Genomic DNA, 18,277 nt, shown 5'->3' with positions numbered 1-18,277 from the left:
GGGAGGGAGCAAGCCCCCTCCCACATTTTTTACTGCGCTCACTCTAGACCGGTTTCAGGCCTGGTAAGTGATCCGCCCATCCATCAAGGTGTACCGCACCGTCGCCGGCAGGCTGTGGCCAATGAACGGGCAGTTTTCACCCTTGGACAACCAATGCTCCCCTGCCACCGTCGAGCTGCCCAGGTCAAACAGCACCAGGTCCGCTGGCGAACCGACTTCAAGCTTGCCCGCCGGCAAGCGCAGAGCGTCGGCCGGGCCGGCGCTCAGGCGGGACAATAGCGTCGGCAGGTCGAGCAAGCCGTCTTCCACCAAGGTCATTGCCAGCGGCAACAACAACTCCACGCTACTGATACCCGGCTCGGTCGCGCCAAATGGCGCCAACTTGGCGTCACGCTCGTGAGGCTGGTGATGGCTGGAAATCGCTGACACCACCCCCGACTTCACCGCCGCACGCAAACCGTCACGGTCGGCCTTGGTACGCAGTGGAGGCTGCACGTGATACAGGCTGGAGAAGTCGATCAGCGCCTCATCCGTCAGGATCAATTGGTACAGCGCCACATCCGCCGTCACCGGCAAGCCACGGGCCTGGGCCTGGGCGATCAGGGCAACGCCGCGGGCGCTGGTCAGCTGGCTGAAGTGTGCGCGTACGCCGCTTTGCTCCACCAGCAACAGGTCACGGGCCAGGGCCACGGTTTCGGCGGTTTCCGGGATGCCCGGCAGGCCGAGGAAGCTGGCGACTGCCCCTTCATGGGCCAGGCCGCCTTCGGCCAGGTCGCGGTCCTGGGAGTGGAAGATCACCGTCAGGTCGAAGGTGGCCGCGTATTCCAGGGCACGGCACAGCGTGCGGGTGCTGCGAAAACTTTCCAGGCCGTTGCTGAAGGCCACGCAACCGGCATCGCGCAGTGCGATCAGTTCGGCCAGTTGTTCGCCATCCAGGCCTTTGCTCAAGGCTCCGACGGGAAACACCTTGCAATTGCCGGCTTCACGGGCGCGGTCCAGGATCAGCTCGGTCACCGCCGAAGTGTCCAGCACCGGCTTGGTGTTCGGCGGGCAGCACAGGCTGGTCACGCCACCGGCCGCAGCGGCCTGGGTTTCGCTGTTGATGTTGCCTTTGCGGCTGTAGCCCGGCTCGCGCAGGGCGACGTTCAGGTCCACCAGCCCGGGCGCGGCCACCAGGCCCTTGGCGTCGATGCTTTCGATGGCGTTGAAGCCGGCAGGTGCGGCGCCAATGGCGATGATCTTGCCGGCGTCCAGATAAAGATCGGTAACTTGGTCCAGGCCACTGGCTGGATCGATGACTCGGGCGCCGAGAATGCTGAGCTTCACTGGGCCTGCTCCTGCTCGAATTGACGTTGCGCGGTCTGCCCGCTCATGGCCATGGACAGCACGGCCATGCGTACCGCGATGCCGTAGGTCACTTGGTTCAAGATCACCGACTGCGGGCCATCGGCCACCGCCGACTCAATCTCCACCCCGCGGTTGATCGGCCCCGGGTGCATCACGATGGCATCCGGCTTGGCCCCGGCCAAACGTGCGGTGGTCAGGCCGAACAGGCGGTAGAACTCGCCTTCGCTCGGCAGCAAGCCACCAGCCATGCGCTCGCGTTGCAGGCGCAGCATGATCACCACGTCCACATCCTTGAGGCCCTCGGCCATGTCGGTGTAGACCTTCACGCCATACTGTTCGATGCCGATGGGCAGCAGGGTTTTCGGCGCGATCACGCGGATATCCGGGCAGCCCAGGGCTTTGAGGGCCAGCATGTTCGAGCGTGCTACACGGGAGTGCAGGATGTCGCCGACGATGGCCACCGAGAGGTTTTCAAAGCTGCCCTTGTGCCGACGGATGGTGAGCATGTCGAGCATGCCCTGGGTCGGGTGGGCGTGGCGGCCGTCGCCGCCGTTGATGACCGCTACCTGCGGGCACACATGCTCGGCGATGAAGTGCGCGGCGCCGGAGTCGCCGTGGCGGACCACGAACATGTCGGCGGCCATGGCTTCGAGGTTGCGCAGGGTGTCGAGCAGGGTCTCGCCCTTGCTCGCCGACGAGGTGGACACGTTCAGCGTGATCACGTCGGCCGATAGCCGCTGGGCTGCCAGTTCAAAGGTGGTGCGGGTGCGGGTGGAGTTCTCGAAGAACACATTGCAGATGGTCTTGCCGCGCAGCAGCGGGACCTTCTTCACCGCGCGGCCGCCGACTTCAAGGAACGAGTCGGCGGTGTCGAGGATTTCGGTGAGCAGTTCGCGGGGCAAACCGTCGAGGGACAAGAAATGTTGCAACTGGCCCTGAGCATTGAGCTGCAGCGGGCGCTTGGCATCTAGAGGCGTCATCGCGGGGACTCTGTACAAGGCGGTTTAAAGGGCAAGGTCTTGCAGTTCGAGTTCGAGCGGCGTGGGACCGGACAATTTTACCCGCTGCCGGGCTTGCAAAGACAGTGTTGCACCTACGACATCCGGGCTGATCGGCAATTCGCCAGCATCCAGGTCCAGCAGGCAGACCAACGTAATGCTGGCCGGGCGGCCGTAATCGAACAGTTCGTTCATGGCGGCGCGTATGGTACGGCCGCTCATCAGGACGTCATCGATCAGGATCAGGTGCTGGCCCTCAACCTCGAATGGCAGGGCCGAAGGTTGCACCTGTGGGTGCAGGCCGTTCTGGCTGAAGTCGTCGCGGTAGAAGGACACGTCCAGCGTACCCAGGGGCGAATCGCTGCCCAGTTCTTCCAGTAACGCCTGGGCTACCCAGACACCGCCGGTGCGGATGCCGATAAAGCGCGGTTCGCTGATGCCGCGGTGTTCCAGGTGCGCCTTGAGGCGTAATGCCATCTGGCTGATCAGTTCGGCGGGATTGGGCAGGCTCATGGGGGCTCCTTTTTAAGTGTGTAGGCGCAAGCTTGCTCGCGAAAAACTCATGGGTACCGCGTTCATCCAGCCTTCACGCGGTATCGTTAACGTTCTTCGCGGGCAAGCCCGCTCCCACAGGATCGCGGCGGGTCAGGATTCAAATAAAGCGGTGTTTTCATCCAGCCAACCCTGCAACAGCAAGGCGGCGGCGATGGCGTCCACGGGGTTGTCGCGGTAACTGCCCTTCTGCCCGCCGCGGTCACGACGCTCACCCTTGGCTTCAAAGGTGGTCAGGCGCTCATCGTGGGTATAGAAGGGCAGGTTGTAGCGGCCATTGAGGCGGCGCGCGAATTTTTCGGCGCGCAGGCACATGTCGCTGGGGGTGCCATCCATGTTCAGAGGCAGGCCGACCACCACAGCGTCGGGCTTCCACTCTTTGATAAGGGCTTCAACCTGGTTCCAGTCCGGTATGCCGTTCTGGGCCTTCAAGGTGCACAGCTCGCGGGCCTGGCCGGTAATAACCTGGCCGACCGCTACGCCGATCTGTTTAGTGCCGTAGTCAAAACCCAGGATCAGACGCAAGGCCATCAGGCGTGCCCCGCCTGGCTGGTCAACAGGCTGAGGTTGACCCGCAGCTTGGCGGCGGCAGCATCAAGGCGCAGTTCGCTGGCGGTGTTGAACAGGATGTCGGCGTCGAATGGGCAGGTCAGCCAGGCATTGCTCGCCAGCTCGGCCTCCAGTTGCCCGGCTTCCCAACCGGCGTAGCCCAGGGTAATCAGGCTTTGCTCAGGGCCGACGCCATCGGCGATCGCGAACAGCACGTCCTGAGACGTGGACAGTGACACGCCCTCAAGATCCACCGTGGCCTGGTATTGCGGCCCGGTGGGGTGCAACACAAAGCCGCGATCGGTCTGCACCGGCCCGCCGATATAGATCGGCACATCCTGGCAGCGGGTCGGTGGGTCGAGTTCCGGGCGCAATTGCTCAAGGATATCGGCCAGGCTCAGCTCCTGTGGACGGTTGACCACCAGCCCCATGGCACCATTGGCCGTGTGCTCGACGATATAGGTCAAGGTCTGCGCAAAGTTCGGGTCGGCCATATGGGGCATGGCGATCAGGAATTGGTGCTTGAGGTAGGTCGGGCTGACGTTTTTCATGTCCGCTAGTGTGGCGTTGGAGGGGCGAACTGACAAGTGTAGGAGCGGTGTCAGTTGCTGGACAGCCGGTCGCCCTTGGCAAACTTCCAGGTGCGGATGATTTCCAGGCGGTCCACGTCATTCAAGTCGCCGCTGAACGGCGCAAAAGGCGCGGCCAGGCGCACGATGCGCTGGGCGGCCTGGTCCAGCAGCGGTTGGCCGGAGGACTCCAGCACCTGCACTTCATAGAGCGAACCGTCACGGTTGATCGATACCAGCAAGCGCAAGTTGCCATAAATCTGCTGACGCCGGGCTTCGTCCGGGTAATTGAGGTTGCCGATGCGCTCGACCTTCTTGCGCCACTCGTCCTTATACCAGGCGCCTTTGTCGCGCATGGTCGACGCGGCGTTCAGGCGGTAGATGCGCGGGCGCTTGGCATACAGCTGTTGTTCGTGGGCCAGTTCGGCTTCCAGGCTGGAAATTTCGTCGGACAGCGTCGAACTGTCGAAGGTTGGCGCGGGCTTCACCGGCTCGGGCTTGGGTTCAGTCCTGGTTTTTTCGCGCTGGGTCGGGGCCTTTTGCGGCTTGGGCGCAACGGTGGTCACGGCGGCCTTGGGCGTTGCCTGCTTGACCTCGGGCTTGGGCACCGGCGGCGGGGTGACCTTATTGACCTTGTTGTCCTGGAAGGGCGCTACTTCAGTGGTCTTGGGCACGGCTTTCTTGTCGAGCGTACCGCTGCCCTGCTGGTTGTCCTGGGCAAGAAAGTCGGCCTTTTCGGGCTTCTTCTCACTTTTGAACGTAGCGAGGGTGATTTCCAGGGTCTTGGTGATCTGCTTGGGCTCGACCATGGTGAAGCCCACGCCCAGCAACAAGGCGAGGTGAATCAATGCGGCGAGAAACAGGGTAAATCCGAGCCGATCAGCCGGGCGCACGCCTCTGTGGGTGAGTTCTGGGGGCAGATCGGACGGGAGTGTCATGACAAGAAAACCAACATCGCGCGTTTCACAGGTGGCGCATGATAACGCAATGTTGGTGTGTGTCCGGCTGTTCTATGTCACTTGGCTTGTAGCTTGCGCTCAATGGCGGCCATCAGCATTTCGCCGATGTTCGTGCCAAATGCATTGTCGATCTCGCGAATACAGGTAGGGCTGGTGACGTTGATTTCCGTGAGGTTCTCACCAATTACGTCGAGTCCGACAAACAGCAGACCTTTTTCGCGCAGGGTCGGGCCAACTTGAGCGGCGATCCAGCGGTCCTTGTCCGACAACGGCCGTGCTTCACCACGACCACCGGCCGCCAGGTTGCCACGGGTCTCGCCCGCTGCCGGGATGCGCGCCAGGCAGTAGTCCACCGGCTCGCCGTCGATCATCAGGATGCGCTTGTCGCCATCCTTGATCGCCGGCAGGTAAGCCTGGCCCATGATCTGCTGGGTGCCCAGCGCAGTCAGGGTTTCGAGGATCACCGACAGGTTCGGGTCGCCAGCGCGGTGGCGGAAGATCGAAGTGCCGCCCATGCCGTCCAGCGGTTTGAGGATCACATCGCCATGCTTGGCAGCGAATTCACGCAGTACATCGGCGCGGCGGCTGACCACGGTCGGCGGCGTGCACTGCGGGAACAGGGTGGCAAACAGCTTTTCATTGCAGTCGCGCAGGCTCTGCGGCTTGTTGACGATCAACACGCCGGCGCGTTCGGCCTGTTCCAGCAAGTAGGTGGAGTACACAAACTCCATGTCGAACGGCGGATCCTTGCGCATCAGGATCACATCGAGGTCGCTCAGGGGGCTGTCGATTTCATCCGAAAGCTCGAACCATTTCTCGGGGTTGGCGAATACCTGCAACGGACGCATCCGCGCCCGCGCCTCGCCGTCGCCCTGGTACAGGTCGCGCTGTTCCATATAGAACAACGTCCAGCCGCGGGCCTGGGCGGCCAGGAGCATGGCCAGCGAGCTGTCCTTTTTATAGGAAATGCTGGCGATAGGGTCCATGACAATGCCGACGCGAACGCTCATGGGGGGTTTCCTCTAGCAAATTAGGGCGCATAAAAGTGGCGTCAGAGTGGCGCTGTGGTTGTTGTGGGTCAAGGAAAAACCACCGGGTGGGTGCCTCGATAGATTGCGCCCGGAGACTGTGCTAAAAAGACTGCCACGGCGTAGCAGCCCTTGAATTCCAAGGCTTGCGGCGCTCATCCTGTGCAACATCAGGCAGTACACACCGAAAACCGATTCGCTGTGGCGATGGTAGAGCAGATATGGAACAGCATTCCAACGCCTTGAGAGTGATGGTGATCGACGATTCGAAAACGATCCGCCGCACCGCCGAGACACTGTTGAAGAACATGGGGTGCGAGGTCATCACCGCCATCGACGGTTTCGATGCCCTGGCGCGGATTGTGGATCATCACCCGCACATTATCTTTGTCGACATCATGATGCCGCGCCTGGATGGCTACCAGACCTGCGCCCTGGTGAAGAACAACCCGGCGTTCAAGGCGATCCCGGTGATCATGTTGTCCTCCAGGGATGGCCTGTTCGACAAGGCCAAGGGGCGCATCGTGGGTGTCGATCAATTTTTGACCAAGCCTTTCAGCAAGGAAGAACTGCTGGGTGCGATCAAGGCCTATGTGCCTGCCTTCGCCGCAGTAGAACAAGCACACTGACGCCACCTCACAAGGGCCGGCGCCGACCAATGTAGTGGGGAAAACCATGGCACGTGTTCTGATCGTCGACGACTCGCCGACCGAAATGTACAAACTGACCGGCATGCTGGAAAAGCACGGCCATCAAGTCCTGAAAGCCGAAAACGGCGCGGACGGCGTAGCGCTGGCTCGTCAGGAAAAGCCCGACGCCGTGTTGATGGACATCGTGATGCCGGGCCTCAACGGCTTCCAGGCCACCCGCCAGTTGTCCAAGGAGCCGGAAACCAACGGTATTCCGATCATCATCATCACCACCAAGGACCAGGAAACCGACAAGATCTGGGGTGCACGCCAGGGCGCCAAGGATTACCTGACCAAGCCGGTGGACGAAGACACACTGATCGCCACCCTGAACAAGGTACTGGCCGGCTAAAGGCTCGCGATCATGACCGAGTCGCAAACCGCCTTCGAGCTGCTGCTGGACATCGACCGCCGTTGCCGCCTGCTGGCCGCCGACCTGCCGTCCCAGGAAACCCGCCTGCAACGCTGGAGCGGTATCGGCTTTCGCCTGGGGCCACACTGGTACGTGGCGCCCATGGGCGAGGTCGCCGAGGTGTTGCATGAACCGCGCTGCACCTTGATGCCGGGGGTCAAACCCTGGGTCAAGGGCGTGGCCAACCTGCGCGGGCGCTTGCTGCCGGTGCTGGACCTGGGCGGTTTCCTTGGCCTTGAGTTATCCAAGGCGCGCAAGCAAAGGCGGGTGCTGGTCGTGGAGTTCAATGACGTGTTTGTCGGGCTGCTGGTAGACGAAGTGGTCGGTATGCAGCACTTCCCATTGGATGCCTGGATGGCCAGCACCGCGTCCGGCGCGCCGTTTATCCAGGGCCAGTTCGACGGCGGCCCGCAGTGGCAAGTCTTCAGCCCCTTCGCTTTGGCCCAGGCCCCTGGCTTCATGGATGTCGCCGCATGAGCACCGTTACTACGCCCAAACCCCAGGCCGCTTCGCGCAGCCGTTCGCAGATCATTGTGCTGTTTATCGCCTTGATCGTGTTCATCATGTTGCTGTTCGCCAACTTTGCGTACCTCAACACCCAGTCCACCTACGACAAGCAGTACATCGGCCACGCCGGTGAGCTGCGCGTGCTGTCCCAGCGCATTGCCAAGAACGCCACCGAAGCCGCCGCCGGCAAGGCCGCCGCGTTCAAGCTGCTGGGCGAGGCGCGCAACGATTTTGCCCAGCGCTGGGGCTACCTGAAAAAGGGTGATCCGCAAACCGGCTTGCCCGCCGCACCCAGCGCGGTGCGCGCCGAAATGCGTGCCGTGCAGACCGACTGGGAAGCGCTGCTGAAAAACACCGATGCGATCCTCGCCAGCGAGCAGACCGTTCTGTCCCTGCACCAGGTGGCTGCGACCCTGGCCGAAACCGTGCCGCAACTGCAAATGGAGTCGGAAAAAGTCGTCGATATCCTGCTGCAACGCGGCGCCCCGGCCAGCCAGGTGGCGTTGGCCCAGCGCCAGTCGCTGCTGGCCGAACGGATCCTGGGGGCGGTCAACACCGTGCTTGCGGGCGATGAAACCGCCGTGCAGGCCGCCGATGCCTTCGGTCGCGACGCCAACCGTTTTGGCGTGGTGCTCAACGGTATGCTCAACGGCAACCCCGGGCTGCGTATCACTCAGGTCGAAGACCCTGACGCCCGTACGCGGCTGATGGAGATTGCCGAGCTGTTCGAGTTTGTCTCAGGCTCCGTGGATGAAATCCTCGAAACCTCGCCGCAGTTGTTCCAGGTGCGGGCTTCGGCGAGCCATATCTTCAACCTGTCGCAAACCCTGCTTGATGAAGCCTCGCACCTGGCCACCGGTTTTGAAAACCTCGCCGGCGGGCGCAGTTTCGACACCATCGGCGGCTATCTGCTGGGCCTGCTGGCGCTGGCCTCGATCATCCTGATCGGCTTGGTGATGGTGCGCGAGACCAACCGCCAACTGCGTGAAACCGCCGAGAAGAACGAGCGCAATCAGAACGCGATCATGCGCCTGCTGGATGAAATCGAAGACCTGGCCGACGGCGACCTCACTGTCACCGCCTCGGTTACCGAAGACTTCACCGGCACCATCGCCGATTCGATCAACTATTCCGTGGATCAATTGCGTGACCTGGTCGCCACCATCAACCTGACGGCCGGGCAAGTCGCCGGTGCGGTGCAAGACACTCAGGCCACCGCCATGCACCTGGCCCAGGCGTCGGAACATCAAGCGCAGCAGATTGCCGAAGCGTCTACCGCGATCAACCAGATGGCGCAGTCGATCGACCAGGTATCGGCCAACGCCGCCGAGTCCTCAGCGGTGGCAGAGCGCTCGGTTGAGATCGCCAACAAAGGCAACGAGGTGGTGCACAACACCATCCATGGCATGGACAACATTCGCGAACAGATCCAGGACACCGCCAAGCGCATCAAGCGCCTGGGCGAGTCATCCCAGGAAATTGGCGACATCGTCAGCCTGATCGACGACATTGCCGACCAGACCAATATCCTCGCCCTCAACGCCGCGATCCAGGCCAGCATGGCAGGCGATGCCGGGCGCGGTTTTGCGGTGGTGGCCGATGAGGTGCAACGCCTGGCCGAGCGCTCGTCGGCGGCCACCCGGCAGATCGAAACTCTGGTGCGGGCGATCCAGGCCGACACCAACGAAGCAGTGATCTCCATGGAGCAGACCACCACCGAGGTGGTGCGCGGCGCACGCCTGGCCCAGGATGCCGGGGTCGCGCTGGAAGAGATCGAAGGCGTGTCGAAAACCCTGGCGGCGCTGATCCAGAGCATTTCCAATGCGGCGCAGCAGCAGACGTCTTCGGCCGGGCAGATTTCCCTGACCATGAATGTGATCCAGCAGATCACCACACAGACGTCGTCGGGGTCGACCGCGACCGCCGAGAGCATTGGTAACCTGGCGAAGATGGCCAGTCAGTTGCGCAGGTCGGTGTCGGGTTTCACCTTGCCGCCACCCAAACAGGTGGACGATTGAAATACGACCTGAAGAACGCCACAGTCCAATTGTGGGAGCTCCATTGTTTGTGAGATACCAGCAACCCACGAATTCTAAGCGGAGCAGTTATGGTTGATCGGCACGACTACGTGGCCCTCGAATGGGTCAAGGGCGACATTGCCGAAACCCTGAAACAGGCCCGTTCGGCGCTGGACGCTTACGTTGAAACCGGCGACGGCGACACCCTCGACAATTGCCTGGCCGGGATCCACCAGGTGCATGGCGCGCTGCAAATGGTCGAGTTCTACGGCGCGGCGCTGTTGGCCGAAGAGATCGAGGAACTGGCCCTGGCGCTCCAGACCGGTCGCGTCAGCCAGCGCGAAGAAAGCATCCGCCTGCTGCAACAGGCCCTCGGCCAGTTGCCGCTGTACCTGGATCGCGTACACAGCGCCCGCCGCGACCTGCCGCTGGTGGTACTGCCGCTGCTCAACGACCTGCGCACTGCGCGGGGTGAAAGCCTGTTGTCTGAAACCAGCCTGTTCAGCCCGCAACTGCTGTCGATCGCGCCGCTGCCTGATGAAACACTGGCCCAACGAGCAACGCCGCAGTTGCATGAGCAGTTGCGCCAATGGCACCCCTTGCTGCAACAAGCCCTCGCCGGGTTGCTGCGTGAAGACCACGGCCCGAGCAACCTGGAAGACATGGCGCGGGTGTTCGCACGCCTTGAGGCGTTGTGCCAGGGCGCGCCGTTGTTACCGCTGTGGCAGGTGGCGTCGGCACTGGTCGAGGGCATGTTGACCGGCGTGGTCGCCAACAGCCCGGCGCTGCGCAGCCTGCTCAAGGCCAGCGGCAAACAACTCAAGCGCCTGCTGGCCCAGGGCATTGACGGCATCAATCAGCCTGCGCCGGATGAGCTGCTCAAAAGCCTGTTGTTTTACGTGGCCAAAGTCACCCGGCCGACGCCGCGCATGCAAAGCCTTAAAGAGCGCTATGGCCTGGATGAAGCTTTGCCCGACAGCGCCGTGGTCGACGCCGAGCGTGCGCGCATGGCCGGGCCGGACCGCAATGCCATGGGGTCGGTGCTCGGTGCCTTGTGTGAGGAGCTGGTGCGGGTCAAGGAGCGCCTCGATCTGTTCGTACGCAGCGACCGCCAGCACATCGACGAACTCGACGCACTGCTGGCGCCCCTGCGGCAGATCGCCGACACCCTCGCCGTACTGGGTTTTGGCCAGCCGCGCAAAGTGATCATCGACCAGTTGGCCGTCGTGCTGAGCCTGGCCCAGGGGCAACGCGAACCCAATGACGCGGTGCTGATGGACGTGGCAGGCGCGTTGCTCTACGTCGAAGCCACGCTGGCGGGCATGATCGGCACGGTGGAGCCGCAAAGCCGCGAAGAAAGCCGGCTGCCCACCACCGACCTGACCCAGATTCATCAGTTGGTGATTGCTGAATCCTGCCAGTGCCTCAAACAAGCCAAGGAACTGGTGATCGACTGCATCGAAGCCCATTGGGACCGCCAGCGCCTGGAATCCTTGCCGCAATTGCTGAGCCAGGTGCGTGGCGCGCTGGCGATGATCCCTTTGCCGCGTGCGGCGAGCCTGATGCGCGGCTGCACCGATTATGTCGACGAGCAGTTGATGATCAGCGACGTCGCGCCTTCGCCGGTGCAACTGGAGCAGTTCGCCGATGTGATCAGCAGCCTGGAGTATTACCTGGAACGCATGCTCCAAGACCCTGACGCCGCTGGCGAGCGTGTGCTGGAGCGGGCCACCCAAAGCCTGGCGGCGCTGGGTTATCTGCCGGCCGAAAAACCCTGGCGCCAGGCATTGGTCGCGCCCGATGGCGCACTGTCGACCGAACAGGCACCGAGCCAATCCCAATTTGACGCACTGGCAAGCCCCACGTCAGGCCTTAATCCTCCGGCCCTGCAACGCCCCGGCAGTCTGCTGCCACCGCCGGCGGGTGAAGAGCCGATTGACGATGAGCTGCGCGAAGTCTTCCTCGAAGAAACCGACGAAGTTCTCGACGTGCTGCACCGCAACCTGCCCAACAGTGCGGACAAAACCGCCCAGGGCGAAATGCGCCGTGCCTTCCATACGTTGAAGGGCAGCGGTCGCATGGTCCGTGCCCTGGTGCTGGCCGAACTGGCCTGGGCCGTGGAAAACCTGCTCAACCGTGTGTTGGAACGCAGCGTCGCCCTTGGCGCCGAGGTGCAGCAGGTGCTGGATGAGGCCGTGGCTGTGCTGCCGGAATTGATCGCCGATTTTGCCATCGACGACCAACGCCAGCGCGACGAAGTCGACGCCCTGGCCGCCCGCGCCCATGCCTTGGCCAGTGGCGCGGCAACAACCGCTGGCGAGCCCCATGACCCGATGCTGATGGAGATCTTCCGCAACGAAGCCCAGAGCCATCTGGACAGCCTCAACCACTTCCTGCACCACGCCGCCGAACAGGTGCCGTTGCAGGTCAGTGATGAACTGCAACGCGCCCTGCATACGCTCAAGGGCAGTGCCTACATGGCCGGGGTGTTGCCCATCGCGGAACTGGCGCGCCCCCTCGACCACCTGACCCGCGAATACAAGGCCCATCGCTTGCCCCTGGACCTGGACGAAGTAGAGTTGCTGCTGGAAGCCGAAGGGCTGTTCCAGCGTGGCCTGCGCGACCTGGACAGCGATCCCCTGGCACCCATCCAGGGCGCAGCGGATCTGATCAGACGCACCCAAAGCCTGTTGGACCAGCAGCTTGCAGCGCTGCTCGAAGCCCCTGGCAGCGGCCTGCCGATCAAGCGCGATCGGCATCTGATCACCAACTTCCTGGCCCAGGGCATGGACATTCTGCTCGACGCCGACAACCTGTTGCGCCGCTGGCAGCAACATCCCGGCGAACGCCAGGAACTGACCGCCTTGCTGGATGAGCTGACCACCTTGGGGGAGGGCGCGCACATCGCCGACCTGCACGCTATCGACGCGTTGTGCGAGGCCTTGCTCGACCTGTATGGCGCTGTGGAAGAAAGCAGCCTGGCGGTCAGCGAGCGGTTTTTCCATGAGGCGGAACAGGCCCATGAGGCGCTGATCAACATGCTCGACCAACTGGCTGCCGGCCAGGAAATCAGCCCGGCACCTGCGCGGGTACAAGCCTTGCACGCGTTGCTGGATAACGCGCTGGACCCGTCCGCCACCGGCCTGATCAAAAGCGACGGCAGCCGCGCCCTGAGCATTTCGGAACTGGGTGCTGCCACTGCGCAGTTGGATCAGCAAACAGCCATGGATGATGAGATTGTCGACATCTTTCTTGAGGAGGCCGTCGATATCCTCGACAGTGCCGGGCAGTCCCTCAAGCGCTGGTTGCTGGAGCCCGAAAGCGCCGCGCCGTTGTCCTCACTGCAACGGGACCTGCACACCCTCAAGGGCGGTGCGCGCATGGCCGAAATCGACCCGGTGGGCGACTTGGCCCATGAGCTGGAGTGCCTGTACGAGGGCCTGGTGGACCGCCGCTACAGTTACACCCCCGAGCTGTCCCAGGTGCTGATGGCCAGCCACGAACGGTTGGCTTTGCAACTGGAAGAACTACAACAGCAGCAGCCTTTGAGCGACGCTGCCGAGCTGATCGCCAAACTGCGTGAGCTGCGCCAGAACAGCGCGCCGGCGACTCCGGCTGCGGCGGCGCCGGCCTCGGGTGCAGACCCTGAATTGCTGGATATCTTCCTCGAAGAGGCCGCCGATATCCTCGACAGTTCAGGCAGCGCGTTGCTGCGCTGGCAGGCCGAGCCGGGCAACCGCCAGGAAGTCGAAACCCTGCTGCGTGACCTGCACACCCTCAAGGGCGGGGCGCGCATGGTAGAGATCGGGCCGATTGGCGATTTGGCCCATGAGCTGGAGTTTCTCTACGAGGGGCTATCCGCCGGGTTGCTGGCGCCGACCCCAGAGCTGTTTGCGCTGCTGCAAGGTTGCCATGATCGTTTGGCACAGATGGTCGACGCCGTAGCGGATGGGCTGCCGGTGGGGGCGGTGGACAAACTTATCGAGCGCATCAAAAGCCTGGTGCACCCCAGTGTAGAGCCGGTGGTGCCCGTGGCGTTGCCTGCGGGCAAGGCTGAAGCGGCGGTCGACCCCGCTGCAGACATGGTGAAAATCTCCGCCGAACTGCTCGACGACCTGGTTAACCTCGCCGGTGAAACCTCGATTTTCCGTGGCCGTATCGAGCAGCAAGTCAACGATGCGCGCATTGCATTGAATGAAGTGCAAACCACCATCGAGCGGATGCGCGATCAATTGCGCCGGCTCGACAGCGAAACCCAGGGGCGCCTGCTCAGTCGTCAGCAGGCCGAGGCCGAACGCCTGGGCTACGAAGAGTTTGACCCACTGGAAATGGATCGCCATTCGCAGTTGCAGCAGCTGTCCCGCGCGCTGTCCGAATCGGCCTCCGACCTGCTCGACCTCAAGGACACCCTGGAGCAGCGCCATCAGGATGCCCACGATTTGCTCCAGCAACAGGCGCGCATCAACACCGAATTGCAGGAGGGCCTGATGCGCACGCGCATGGTGCCTTTCGAGCGGATGCTGCCACGCCTCAAGCGCATCGTGCGCCAAGTGGCGCAAGAGCTGGGCAAGGACGTGGAGTTCATCGTCGGCAATGCCGAAGGCGAGATGGACCGCAACGTGCTCGAACGCATGGCGGCGCCACTGGAACATATGCTGCGCAATGCCGTCGACCACGGTCTGGAATCGCGTGAGGTGCGGTTGCAGGCGGGCAAGCCGGAAAAGGGGCGCATTACCCTGGACCTGACCCACGAAGGCGGCGACATCGTCTTCGACATGCGTGACGACGGCGCCGGCGTGCCCCTTGAAGCGGTGCGGCGCAAGGCGATCAAGCGCGGCCTGCTCGGCCCGGATCAAACCATCAGCGACCGCGACGTGCTGCAGTTCATCCTGCAGCCGGGCTTTTCCACGGCAGAAAAAATCACCCAGATCTCCGGGCGTGGCGTGGGCATGGACGTGGTGCACGAAGAAGTGCGTCAACTCGGCGGCTCGATGGTGATCGACTCGACCCCAGGCGTGGGCGTGCACTTTCGTATTCGCCTGCCGTTTACCGTGTCGGTCAACCGTGCGTTGATGGTGCAATGCGCAGACGACCAGTACGCGATCCCCCTCAACACCCTCGAAGGCCTGGTGCGCGTACTGCCACATGAACTGGCCGGGCACTACCAGCAAGACCCGCCGCATTATGAATACGCCGGCCAGCGCTACGAGTTGTTTTACCTGGGGGATCTGCTGCACACCGTCAGCCGCCCGAAACTTCTAGGCCAATACCAACCGCTGCCGGTGTTGCTGGTGCATTGCAATGAACGGCGCGTAGCGGTGCATGTGGACGCCATGGCCGGCACTCGCGAGATCGTGGTCAAGGGTCTGGGGCCGCAGTTTGCCGGGGTACAGGGCGTGCCCGGTGCGACCATCCTCGGTGATGGCCGCGTGGTGTTGATCATTGACCTGCTCGCGCATATCCGCGCCCGCCAACCGGCCTTGCCGGCCCAGGCAGTGGATGTGCCACTGGTCCTCAACGACCCGCTGAAAAAACGCCCGCTGCTGGTACTGGTGGTGGACGACTCGGTCACCGTACGCAAAGTCACCAGCCGCCTGCTGGAGCGCAACGGCATGAACGTGCTCACCGCCAAGGACGGCATTGATGCCCTCGCCGTACTTGAAGAACACACCCCGGACCTGATGCTGCTCGACATCGAAATGCCGCGCATGGACGGCTTCGAAGTGGCTATCCAGATCCGCAATGACCCGCGCCTGATGCGCCTGCCGATTATCATGATCACCTCGCGCACCGGCCAGAAACACCGCGACCGCGCCATGGCCATTGGCGTCAACGACTACCTCGGCAAGCCGTACCAGGAGTCGGTGCTGCTGGAAAGCATCGCCTACTGGAGCAAGTCCCATGCTTGACCACCGCGCCAGCCAACTCACCGGCTTGCTGCTGCCCTTGGCCGACCGCTACCTGGTGCTGCCCAACGTCGCCATCGCCGAGCTGATCGACTTCCAGCGCGGCGAACCGGCCAGCGATGCGCCGCCGTGGTACCTGCGGCAAGTGACCTGGCGTGATCGGCAAATCCCCTTGATCAGCTTTGAAGCCGTGTGCGGTGAAGCCAGCGTGACCGGCGAACGTTCCCGGATCGTAGTGTTGAATGCCTTGGGTGGAAGGCCGACGTTGAAGTTTATTGCGCTGGTGATCCAAGGCATTCCCCGCTCTTACAAGCTCGATAGCGAATTGAGCTATGTGGACGTGCCGCTGTGCCCACTGGAACTGGCGGCGGTGCAGGTGGGCGAGCAGGTGGCGAAGGTGCCGGATTTGATGGGGCTTGAAGCGTTGTTGGTAGAGTCCGGTCTGGCCTGATCCTAAGTCTTGTGAAATTCCAATGTGGGAGCTGGCTTGCCTGCGATGGCGGCTTGTCAGTCACTGCATCAACAACTGACCCACCGCTATCGCAGGCAAGCCAGCTCCCACACTGAATTGTGCTTGGCCCAAGATCTCAATCAATGCGCGCAAACCGCTCAATTACCGGTTGCTCCCGATGCTCGGCCTGCCATAAGTCGTAGGCACTTTGCATCGACAACCATAACTGGGCTTTACTCACGCCAGCCCGTTCCAACCGAACGGCAAGGTCCGGGCTGACCGGGGCGTGGCCATGCAAGATCCTTGAAAAAGTCTCGCGGGCGAAGCCAAGACGTCGCGCCATCTCGGTAATGGTGATGCCCAGGGCGGGGATCACATCTTCAAGCAATATTTCACCTGGGTGAGGTGGGTTGTGCATCGGCATGTTGGTACGTCCTTCGACTATGGGCATTCAACCGCGAAGGCTAGAAGGACCAGTTCCAAGCAACAACCCCAAAACGCTGTATGAAACTTCCTGCACGCACTTCGACATAAAAGGCTTCGGATTTTTCCTGCAAGATTTTGAGCCGTGCATGAACTTGTGGTGAGAGGTCCGCACGCCTAGTCTTCGTCCCGTCATCGCAAAAAACGGTGACACGGACGTGCAAGTCCGACGAAACTGTTTAGGCGTATGAACGCCCAGCCATCCAACGGGCGTTTTTTGTGCTCGCTGCTTTATGGCGGCTGCGCGCAGGAGGTCTTCGGACCTGCTGGGTGTCCTAAACAGGCCCGGTCTTGCACACCTGCGCACGGTCGCCACCCTCATTCGCGTGCAAGCGAACGGTGGCGCTCCTTACTGACTGTTTAGGAGTTTCATCATGATCAAACCTACCCCCAATCCACCCCTCTTCACCGTAAACCCCCACCAAAACACCGAAACCCTGCTGGTCAACGCCAGCGAAACCCTGTCCTCCCTCAACGCACTCACCTGCAACCTGGCTTTCGACCTGGACACTTCCCAGCGCGCCGTCATGCTCGGGATTCAGCAAATGGCAGAGCTAGGACAGCTATTGGTGGATCAAGCACTGGAACAGATATCCCCCTTCTCAGCGGCTTAAAACTTGATCGTTCCCAAAAAGGGACCTATCGTTCCCTTTTTGGGACTCATTGGCCGCTGCCATGCACACCTTGCCGCTCAGTACTGCGCTCTTCACGGTCACCCAGCAAAAAGTGCTGGGCCTGCTTTTCGGCAAGCCCGACCAAAGCTTTTTCACCAATGAAATTGCCCGGTGGGCCCAGGTGGGTAAGGGTAGCCTCACCCGAGAGTTGGAGCGTTTGCAGTTGGCGGGCATCTTGAACATGACGCGCCAAGGCAACCAGACTCACTACCAAGCCAACCCTCAGTGCCCGATTTACTCGGAACTGTTGGCTATCGTGCGTAAGACGCTGAGCCTGGACGAGCCATTGCGCAATGCACTGGCACCGTTTGCCGAGCAGATCACCTGGGCGTTTATCTACGGTTCCATCGCCAAGGGTGAGGCGCACTCATCCAGTGACATAGATCTGATGCTGATCGGTCAAAGCCTCAACTACAGTGAAGTCATGGAGCAACTCATACCGCTGGAAGAGCAACTGGGTCGCACCATCAACCCGACGCTGTACACCCCTGAAGACTGGATCGGTAAATGGAATGCCGGGAACAGTTTCGTGCAGCGGGTAGTGCAGCAGGACAAGATCAATCTGTTAGGGGGCAACCCTCTGGAATCCACGGATGGACAGCAAGGCAAACCTGGAGAATCTGCAACGTAGTGGTGGCTTGAAGGCTGAGCCGCCGGATCGCAAGGAGTGTGACGGGCTGATGCGTTCAGCTCGTGATCGATTGAAGGACGCCGCAACCCCACAGCTATCATTCGCCAGCCGTTTCGATCTGGCTTACAACGCCGCCCATGCTATCGCCCTCACGGCTTTGCGCTTGCAAGGCTATCGTTCTGACAAACGCTATCTGGTCTTTCAATGTCTGGTTCACACCCTCGACGCGAGCAAGGTGCAGGTGCGGTTGTTGGCGTTGTGTCATGAGCGTCGCAACCTGGCGGAATACGAAGGGTATATGGATGAGGATGAGGCCCTGCTAAGCCAGTTGATCGATAGCGCGACGGTATTGATGCTCAACGTGCAAGATTTGTTGGCTAGCCTTGATCAGAGATAGCGCGGTTCGTTCGGTCCCACACAGGGACTGCTATCTGACAGGCGCTACTGAGCAAATGTGGGAGGGACGGTGCGCCGATTCGACTTGCCGCCGATAGCGTTGTATCA

Annotated in this window: 17 protein-coding genes; 9 read left to right on the top strand and 8 right to left on the bottom strand. The window is 61.9% G+C overall.

Features of this window, described 5'->3' with window-relative positions:
• Positions 1-54: 54 nt before the first annotated feature.
• The 7 genes from LJX92_RS25175 to gshB all read right to left on the bottom strand — a co-directional run bounded on the left by LJX92_RS25175 (position 55) and on the right by gshB (position 5,984).
• A complete protein-coding gene (locus LJX92_RS25175; RefSeq protein WP_228309078.1) occupies positions 55-1,326 on the bottom strand; it encodes a dihydroorotase in 1,272 nt (423 codons plus the stop codon).
• Entirely contained in the window at positions 1,323-2,327 is a 1,005-nt protein-coding gene (locus LJX92_RS25170; RefSeq protein ID WP_032878936.1) for an aspartate carbamoyltransferase catalytic subunit, read from the bottom strand. The genes LJX92_RS25175 and LJX92_RS25170 overlap by 4 nt, the downstream gene beginning before the upstream one ends.
• Before the next feature lie 24 nt (positions 2,328-2,351).
• Complete coding sequence (gene pyrR, locus LJX92_RS25165) at positions 2,352-2,858, bottom strand: bifunctional pyr operon transcriptional regulator/uracil phosphoribosyltransferase PyrR (protein ID WP_005792260.1); 507 nt, start codon at positions 2,856-2,858, stop codon at positions 2,352-2,354.
• Between the two features lie 132 nt (positions 2,859-2,990).
• Positions 2,991-3,428, bottom strand: coding sequence for a Holliday junction resolvase RuvX (ruvX, locus tag LJX92_RS25160; protein ID WP_005792259.1), 438 nt, complete (start codon positions 3,426-3,428; stop codon positions 2,991-2,993).
• Positions 3,428-3,997, bottom strand: a complete 570-nt coding sequence (locus LJX92_RS25155; RefSeq protein ID WP_005792257.1) for a YqgE/AlgH family protein — start codon at positions 3,995-3,997, stop codon at positions 3,428-3,430. The genes ruvX and LJX92_RS25155 overlap by 1 nt, the downstream gene beginning before the upstream one ends.
• A gap of 50 nt (positions 3,998-4,047) precedes the next feature.
• On the bottom strand, positions 4,048-4,953 hold the full coding sequence (locus LJX92_RS25150; RefSeq protein ID WP_032878937.1) for an energy transducer TonB: 906 nt from the start codon (positions 4,951-4,953) through the stop codon (positions 4,048-4,050).
• Between the two features lie 77 nt (positions 4,954-5,030).
• The gene (gene gshB / locus LJX92_RS25145; protein ID WP_005792255.1) at positions 5,031-5,984 is read right to left on the bottom strand and encodes a glutathione synthase; all 954 of its coding nucleotides are present in this window, start codon (positions 5,982-5,984) and stop codon (positions 5,031-5,033) included.
• A 239-nt stretch (positions 5,985-6,223) separates the two neighbouring features.
• On the opposite strand from gshB, the gene pilG reads away from it, so the two are divergent.
• The 6 genes from pilG (at position 6,224) to LJX92_RS25115 (ending at position 15,985) form a co-directional block, all read left to right on the top strand.
• Positions 6,224-6,631 (top strand): twitching motility response regulator PilG, encoded by a 408-nt coding sequence (gene pilG, locus LJX92_RS25140; protein ID WP_005792254.1) that lies wholly within the window; start codon positions 6,224-6,226, stop codon positions 6,629-6,631.
• A gap of 46 nt (positions 6,632-6,677) precedes the next feature.
• Positions 6,678-7,043, top strand: a complete 366-nt coding sequence (gene pilH / locus LJX92_RS25135; RefSeq protein ID WP_003234583.1) for a twitching motility response regulator PilH — start codon at positions 6,678-6,680, stop codon at positions 7,041-7,043.
• 12 nt (positions 7,044-7,055) lie between these two features.
• Positions 7,056-7,580, top strand: a complete 525-nt coding sequence (locus LJX92_RS25130) for a chemotaxis protein CheW (protein WP_228309077.1) — start codon at positions 7,056-7,058, stop codon at positions 7,578-7,580.
• Positions 7,577-9,628, top strand: a complete 2,052-nt coding sequence (locus tag LJX92_RS25125) for a methyl-accepting chemotaxis protein (protein WP_228309076.1) — start codon at positions 7,577-7,579, stop codon at positions 9,626-9,628. The genes LJX92_RS25130 and LJX92_RS25125 overlap by 4 nt, the downstream gene beginning before the upstream one ends.
• A gap of 89 nt (positions 9,629-9,717) precedes the next feature.
• Positions 9,718-15,537 (top strand): Hpt domain-containing protein, encoded by a 5,820-nt coding sequence (locus LJX92_RS25120; RefSeq protein ID WP_228309075.1) that lies wholly within the window; start codon positions 9,718-9,720, stop codon positions 15,535-15,537.
• Positions 15,530-15,985, top strand: a complete 456-nt coding sequence (locus tag LJX92_RS25115) for a chemotaxis protein CheW (protein WP_228309074.1) — start codon at positions 15,530-15,532, stop codon at positions 15,983-15,985. The genes LJX92_RS25120 and LJX92_RS25115 overlap by 8 nt, the downstream gene beginning before the upstream one ends.
• 136 nt (positions 15,986-16,121) lie before the next feature.
• Here the strand turns inward: LJX92_RS25115 and LJX92_RS25110 are convergent, their stop codons facing one another.
• Entirely contained in the window at positions 16,122-16,409 is a 288-nt protein-coding gene (locus LJX92_RS25110) for a HigA family addiction module antitoxin (protein ID WP_005792245.1), read from the bottom strand.
• A gap of 433 nt (positions 16,410-16,842) precedes the next feature.
• On the opposite strand from LJX92_RS25110, the gene LJX92_RS25105 reads away from it, so the two are divergent.
• The 3 genes from LJX92_RS25105 to LJX92_RS25095 all read left to right on the top strand — a co-directional run bounded on the left by LJX92_RS25105 (position 16,843) and on the right by LJX92_RS25095 (position 18,170).
• The gene (locus tag LJX92_RS25105) at positions 16,843-17,082 is read left to right on the top strand and encodes a DUF6124 family protein (RefSeq protein WP_032878945.1); all 240 of its coding nucleotides are present in this window, start codon (positions 16,843-16,845) and stop codon (positions 17,080-17,082) included.
• Between the two features lie 61 nt (positions 17,083-17,143).
• The gene (locus LJX92_RS25100) at positions 17,144-17,773 is read left to right on the top strand and encodes a nucleotidyltransferase domain-containing protein (RefSeq protein ID WP_032878946.1); all 630 of its coding nucleotides are present in this window, start codon (positions 17,144-17,146) and stop codon (positions 17,771-17,773) included.
• On the top strand, positions 17,736-18,170 hold the full coding sequence (locus LJX92_RS25095; protein WP_032878947.1) for a hypothetical protein: 435 nt from the start codon (positions 17,736-17,738) through the stop codon (positions 18,168-18,170). Before LJX92_RS25100 ends, LJX92_RS25095 begins: the two co-directional genes overlap by 38 nt.
• Positions 18,171-18,277: the final 107 nt, after the last annotated feature.

It is taken from the genome of Pseudomonas sp. HN8-3 (genome assembly GCF_020790195.1).
In the GTDB taxonomy this organism is placed as follows: Bacteria; Pseudomonadota; Gammaproteobacteria; order Pseudomonadales; family Pseudomonadaceae; genus Aquipseudomonas; species Aquipseudomonas synxantha_A.
Note: the sequence above shows the minus strand (reverse complement) of the source record. Positions and strands in the feature narration are given on the sequence as shown.